The organism is Mesorhizobium sp. M7A.F.Ca.CA.002.15.2.1, assembly GCF_003998715.1.
Classification (GTDB): Bacteria; Pseudomonadota; Alphaproteobacteria; order Rhizobiales; family Rhizobiaceae; genus Mesorhizobium; species Mesorhizobium ciceri.
In genome coordinates this window covers 1-5,252 of record NZ_RZPI01000390.1, presented here as the reverse complement: position 1 = coordinate 5,252, position 5,252 = coordinate 1, and the positions used below count along the sequence as shown (strand labels likewise).

Annotated in this window: 7 protein-coding genes and 1 tRNA gene; 3 read left to right on the top strand and 5 right to left on the bottom strand. The window is 63.8% G+C overall.

Translation table 11 applies throughout. The features are described from left to right. Nucleotides 1–514 (top strand): OB-fold nucleic acid binding domain-containing protein (locus ENZ74_RS20650; protein WP_245470982.1); only part of this gene is annotated, 514 nt, incomplete at its 5' end. A gap of 95 nt (nucleotides 515–609) precedes the next feature. Here the strand turns inward: ENZ74_RS20650 and ENZ74_RS20645 are convergent. The 4 genes from ENZ74_RS20645 to ENZ74_RS20630 form a co-directional block, all read right to left on the bottom strand. After that, entirely contained in the window at nucleotides 610–849 is a 240-nt protein-coding gene (locus ENZ74_RS20645) for a Trm112 family protein (protein WP_013528775.1), read from the bottom strand. 9 nt (nucleotides 850–858) lie between these two features. After that, a complete protein-coding gene (locus ENZ74_RS20640; RefSeq protein ID WP_013528774.1) occupies nucleotides 859–1,530 on the bottom strand; it encodes an LON peptidase substrate-binding domain-containing protein in 672 nt (223 codons plus the stop codon). A gap of 106 nt (nucleotides 1,531–1,636) precedes the next feature. Next, entirely contained in the window at nucleotides 1,637–2,638 is a 1,002-nt protein-coding gene (trxA, locus tag ENZ74_RS20635; RefSeq protein ID WP_063169575.1) for a thioredoxin, read from the bottom strand. 84 nt (nucleotides 2,639–2,722) lie between these two features. Continuing rightward, complete coding sequence (locus tag ENZ74_RS20630) at nucleotides 2,723–3,220, bottom strand: prolyl-tRNA synthetase associated domain-containing protein (protein WP_027162861.1); 498 nt, start codon at nucleotides 3,218–3,220, stop codon at nucleotides 2,723–2,725. A 255-nt stretch (nucleotides 3,221–3,475) separates the two neighbouring features. On the opposite strand from ENZ74_RS20630, the gene ENZ74_RS20625 reads away from it, so the two are divergent. Then, nucleotides 3,476–3,550, top strand: a tRNA-Gly gene (locus ENZ74_RS20625). Nucleotides 3,551–3,745: 195 nt separating this feature from the next. Then, complete coding sequence (locus tag ENZ74_RS20620; protein WP_013528771.1) at nucleotides 3,746–4,309, top strand: type 1 glutamine amidotransferase domain-containing protein; 564 nt, start codon at nucleotides 3,746–3,748, stop codon at nucleotides 4,307–4,309. Between the two features lie 43 nt (nucleotides 4,310–4,352). Here the strand turns inward: ENZ74_RS20620 and ENZ74_RS20615 are convergent, their stop codons facing one another. After that, complete coding sequence (locus ENZ74_RS20615) at nucleotides 4,353–5,141, bottom strand: SapC family protein (protein WP_063169576.1); 789 nt, start codon at nucleotides 5,139–5,141, stop codon at nucleotides 4,353–4,355. Nucleotides 5,142–5,252: the final 111 nt, after the last annotated feature.

Sequence of the window (5,252 nt, the reverse complement as noted above, 5' to 3'; positions counted from 1 at the left end):
GTCGCTGAAGGCGCATCCGGTCGCCTTCCTGCGCGAGCGGCTCGACCGCGCCGGCGTCATCCCGAATGCGAATCTTCCTTCCGTGCGCGACGGCAGGCGCGTCTCGGTCGCCGGCCTCGTGCTGGTGCGGCAGCGCCCCGGCAAGGGCAATGCGATCTTCCTGACGCTGGAGGACGACAAGGCGGTGGCCAACATCATCTTCTGGCAAAGAACCTTCGACCGCTATCGGCCTATCGTCATGGGGGCCCGGTTCGTCAAGGTCACCGGGAAATTGCAGTCGGAATCGGGTGTGGTCCACATCGTTGCCGAGAAGATCGAGGATCTGACGCCCTGGCTGACCGTGCTTCTGGAGAAGGTCAGCGAGACTGCACCAGTGGTTCCTCCGAGAGACCTCGCCAAGGACGGTTCGGATCGCTCCAGCCCCGCCAAACAAAGCGCGCCGATCCGGCAGGATCTCGCAACGCTGTCGGAAGAAGCGGAACAGGTCATGCCCAAGGGGCGGAATTTTCAGTAGGCAAGGCCATGCCAAGAGCGGAACGAAAGCGGACGTCGGCGATCCTTCGCGCCCCCTCTGTCCTGCCGGCCTATTGGGTACAAGAAACGTGCCCCTCAGCCCGGCCCACCCAGACGCGGCGGCGGCGGGGCCAGCACATCCTCCACCGAAAGCGTCCGCGCCTCGGAAGGCAGCATGATCGGGATGCCGTCACGCACCGGATAGGCAATCTTGGCGACCCTGGAAATCAGTTCGCCGCGCTCCGGATCCCAGGCCAGCGGCCCCTTGGTCAGTGGGCAGGCCAGCAACTCCAGCAGCTTGGGGTCGACCTTCTTCCCGTCACGTCCGTCCGCCATCGCGCCCTCTTACTGCAAACTCGACCCAAAATCCTCATTCTCGCGCGCCAGCGCCATTTCGGTGATGGCGATCAGCGTCTCGGCCCGGGTCTTCAAATCCGCCGCTTCGAGCAGCGCCTGTTTCTCGGCTGGCCCATAGGGCGCCATCATCGACAACGCATTGACCAGCATGGCATTTTCGGCCCGGCTGACGCTTTCCCAGTCGGCCTCGAGGTCGTTGGCCTGCAGATAGGCGCGAAATGCCTTGAGCAGCGATGGCCGGTCGATCTCGTTGCCCGCCTGGTCCTCATCGAGATCGGCAAGGAAAGGCGAGGGCTTGCACTGGCGAAACGGCGTCTTGACCGTCAATTCGTGGGCGATGCGGAACCGGCACACGCCCTGCAGCGAAATCAGGTAACGGCCGTCGCCGCTCTCGGAAAAGGCGATGATGCGCCCGGCGCAACCGACATTGCAGAGTTCCGGCTCGCCGTCGTCGCGCAAGGCCCCGTCGAGACTGGGCTGGATGACGCCGATGAGCCGCGAGCCGGCGATCGCCTCGTCCACCATCTGCAGATAGCGCGGCTCGAAGATGTTGAGCGGCATGCGGCCTCCCGGCAGCAAAAGCGCCCCCTCGAGCGGAAAGATAGGGATCGTCGACGGCAAATCCTTGGCGAGCCGGTAATGCGCGTTTCCCGCTTGCACCTCATTCCTCCGATCGCGCCATCAAGAAGCGCGTGAGTTCTTGGCCCTAATCTGGCGCAATCATCGCCGACGCCAAGCCCGTGCGGCAAAACAACCGGCAGCCGGCTCAGGAAAACAGCAGCGCCGACAATTTGCGGCGCGCTGCCAGCGTCGCCTCGTCGGTCATGCCCCAGGCCTCGAACAGCTGCAGCAATTGCGTCCTCGCGCCATCCTCGTTCCAGGCCCGGTCGGCCTTGATGATGGCCAGCAGATTGTCGGCTGCGGCCGTACGGTCGCCGTTGGCGTTCTGGATCATGGCCAGATCGAAACGCGCCTGGTGATCTCCGGGATTTTCCGCAAGGCGCCGCTCGAATTCGGCTGGATTGCCGAGAGCCGCCGCCTGCGCCGCAACCGCCATCCTGGCGCGCAGGGCTGCCACCGGCGGCGCATCCTTCTTGGCCTCCGGGGCTGTTGCCAAAAGCGCCTCGGCGCCTTCCGTGTCGCCGGCCTCGAACAGCAGCTCTCCCAGTCCGGCGATCGCCTCGATCGTCTCCGGCGCCTGCGCCAGGATGGCGTCATAAATGTCGGCCGCGGTCTGCATGTCGCCGGCGTCGCGCGCCTCGGTCGCCGCAGCCAGAGCTTCGGCCACCGGCGGCGCGCCATTGCCCTTGCCGCCGACCTTGGTGATGAATTCGTTGATCTGGCTCTCCGGGATGGCGCCCATGAAGCCATCGACCGGCTGGCCGTCCTTGAAGGCGATGACCGCCGGGATCGACTGGATGCCGAGCTGGCCGGCGATCGACGGATGGTCGTCGATGTTCATCTTGACCAGCTTGACCCTGCCGCCGGCGGCCTTGACCGCCTTCTCCAGCTGCGGCGTCAGTTGCTTGCAAGGTCCGCACCAGGGCGCCCAGAAATCGACCAGCACCGGCTGGCGGCGCGATTCCTGGATGACATCGGCGGCAAAGGCAGCCGTCGTCGTGTCCTTGATCACATCGGCGGGAGCGGCGGGCGTATCGCCAAGCGCGACTTTCGCCGGCGCCGGCGCGGTTCCACCATACTGCACCGAGGTGGTGTACTGGCCGCCATTGCCGCCAAAGGGGCCGCCGAACGGATTGTTGTCGCTCATCTCTTTACCCTTCCGTGGCGCCGCCGGCCGGCGGCCAGGCGCCCTATGCTTCAGACCATCGGTTTTAAGCCATCCATGTGGCGATCACGCGGAGACTTTCAAGATAGCAGCATCGTGCCCGGTTGCCTCGACGAATCTGATCAGGTCGCTCGCTGCGATCGATGTCGTCGCCTCATTGGTCAGCGGATGCCCATTGATCACCGCATGCTCCATCAAATCCTTGTCGAGCACGAGCTTGACCCTGTTTGCCGTGTCGTTGATGATGCCAAAGACCGTGACGGCGCCCGGCGTGACGCCGAGCAGCTCCATCAGCATCTCCGGTTTGCCGAAAGAAACCCGGCTGGCGGCGCCGATCACCTGGTGGATCTGCTTCAGGTCGACGACCGCGTCCTCGCCGACGGTGACCAGAAAGAAATTGTCCTTCTTGTCCTTCAGGAACAGGTTTTTCGTGTGCCCGCCGGCGATCTCGCCGCGCAGCGCCTGCGAATCGGCGACGGTATAGAGCGGTGGATGGCGCTTGGTCGAGGCAGCAATGCCCAGCTCGGCAAGAAAGGCAAAAAGTTCGGCTTCGGTCTTCGGCATCGGTTTCGTCTTCGTCCCGTTTGTGAGCCCATGCCGTTTACGGCCAATGGGGCGGCCGACACAAGGCCGTCATGCGACATCACGGTGAGCGGCACCCGCCCTTTGCGGTGGCGCCCCCGCCGCGTGCCACTCGCGCGCCCGCCGGCGGCTTGCCGGCCTCGCTTGCCGGGTCGTAAAAAAGCCTGCGATTTCCCTGTTGCAATCGCCGCGCTCTTCAGCCATATAGGCCCGGCTTGCGGCCAAGACGCCGTGCGAGCGGGTGTAGCTCAGGGGTAGAGCACAACCTTGCCAAGGTTGGGGTCGAGCGTTCGAATCGCTTCACCCGCTCCAGTTTCCTCTTAGGAAATCAAGCATCGAAAAGCCGCGGTCCGCCGCGGCTTTTTCGTTTTTGGACATTGTCGAACTGGGAGCTTGGGCCGAACTGCGCTTCGTCCATCCGCCTCTCATGTCACATAAAATTACAGCCAGGAACGCTTCCCGCCTCGCCTCGTTAGCCCTCCACCACCTAACGATGGAGAAAAACCAATGCAGGATATTTCCGGTAAGCGCGTCGCTATCCTTGCGACAAACGGGTTCGAACAATCCGAGCTTGAAGTTCCGCTCAAAAAATTACGCGAGGCGGGCGCCGAGGTCGATGTCGTGTCGCTCGCAAGCGGCAAGATCAAAGGCTGGGACCTCAAGGACTGGGGTCGGGAGATTCCTGTCGACAAGACGTTGGATGAGGCGCGGTCGGACGACTATGACGCGATCGTCCTGCCTGGCGGGGTCATCAATCCGGATCTGCTGCGCGTCGAGCGAAAGGCCCTGGACTTCGTCGAATCGTTCTGGTCGGCCAAGAAGGTCGTCGGCGCGATCTGCCATGCGCCCTGGCTTCTCGCCGAGACCGGCATCGTAAGGGGTCGCCGGGTCACGTCTTACAAATCGATCAAGACCGATGTGATCAACGCCGGCGGTCTGTGGGAGGACACCGAAGTCGTCACCGACCAGGGGCTCGTCAGCAGTCGCAATCCCGGCGATCTCGACGCGTTCTGCGACAAGCTCGCCGAGGAGATCAGGGAAGGGCGGCACGACAGAAGGGTTGCTGCCTAGCCGCCTGTCCGCCCAGACGATCGACCGCGCAAGCTTTTCACAGTCAGCCCTTCGCCCCATCCGCCTTCCGCAGCGATGCCTGATGCACCAGCGAGGTCCAGCTGTTGGTCGAGGCGAGGTGGCAATAGAGCAGGCCGAGCGCGCCTGATTTGCGCAGGTCGAGAAACGCCTCGTCGCTCAATTTGTTGAAGGCCGGCTCGTCGATCACCTGGAAGTCGGTGAGGTTGAGCACCTCGCCACCCTCCAGCGTCACCTTGCTCTGGCGCGGCGAAAACAGGCCGTGCGCATCGATCTTTTCGACCATCTCGCGGGTGGCTCGGAAGTCGATCTGGAACTGGTTGCAGAAGGCGAGCGCCTGTCTGGTCGCTTCGGTCGGCTCGTTGCCGGCGAAGAACGGCAGGATCTTGTCGTCGCGCAACGGCGCCAGCAGCTGGTCGACGATGCGATTGCTGGCCCGGTCGGCGCACAGCGTCAGCCGGCCGGCCGATGTCGGGTCTTCGGCCAGGATGAAAGGATAGCGCCGGACATAGGCGGGGATGTAGTGCGGCCCGGTCCATTTGCCGTCGGCATCGACGAACAAATTCTCGTTCTGGCGCACGCCGGTGATGATCACCGGCGACTTGGCCGGGCCGATGAAGACGATCGGGTAGGAGCGCATCGCCGCCGGCATTTCCGACGCGACCACCGGAATGGCGTGCGCCGAGCGGGCGAAGCCGAAGTCACTGCGCGCGGTCAGGCCAAGCGAGCCGTGCCGCGCCGGATTGAGCGCCTCGGGCCTCGAATAGAACAGCGGCAGCGCATCGCCCGTCACGTCCGTCTTTGCATCCGCCATCATCCGTCTCCCGCACGCCCATCAGGCTGCCAATGGTCCCGAAGCCGGGATCTATGCTTTGTTTGCGCTGATCTTGGATCGAAAGGAATCCCGCGCAGGACAAAGTACTAC

Bases quoted from the DNA above. Each gene is read 5' to 3' on its own strand.
- ENZ74_RS20645 (WP_013528775.1), bottom strand. From the start codon at position 849: ATGGCGGACGGACGTGACGGGAAGAAGGTCGACCCCAAGCTGCTGGAG.
- trxA (WP_063169575.1), bottom strand. From the start codon at position 2,638: ATGAGCGACAACAATCCGTTCGGCGGCCCCTTTGGCGGCAATGGCGGC.
- ENZ74_RS20630 (WP_027162861.1), bottom strand. From the start codon at position 3,220: ATGCCGAAGACCGAAGCCGAACTTTTTGCCTTTCTTGCCGAGCTGGGC.
- ENZ74_RS20620 (WP_013528771.1), top strand. From the start codon at position 3,746: ATGCAGGATATTTCCGGTAAGCGCGTCGCTATCCTTGCGACAAACGGG.
- ENZ74_RS20615 (WP_063169576.1), bottom strand. From the start codon at position 5,141: ATGGCGGATGCAAAGACGGACGTGACGGGCGATGCGCTGCCGCTGTTC.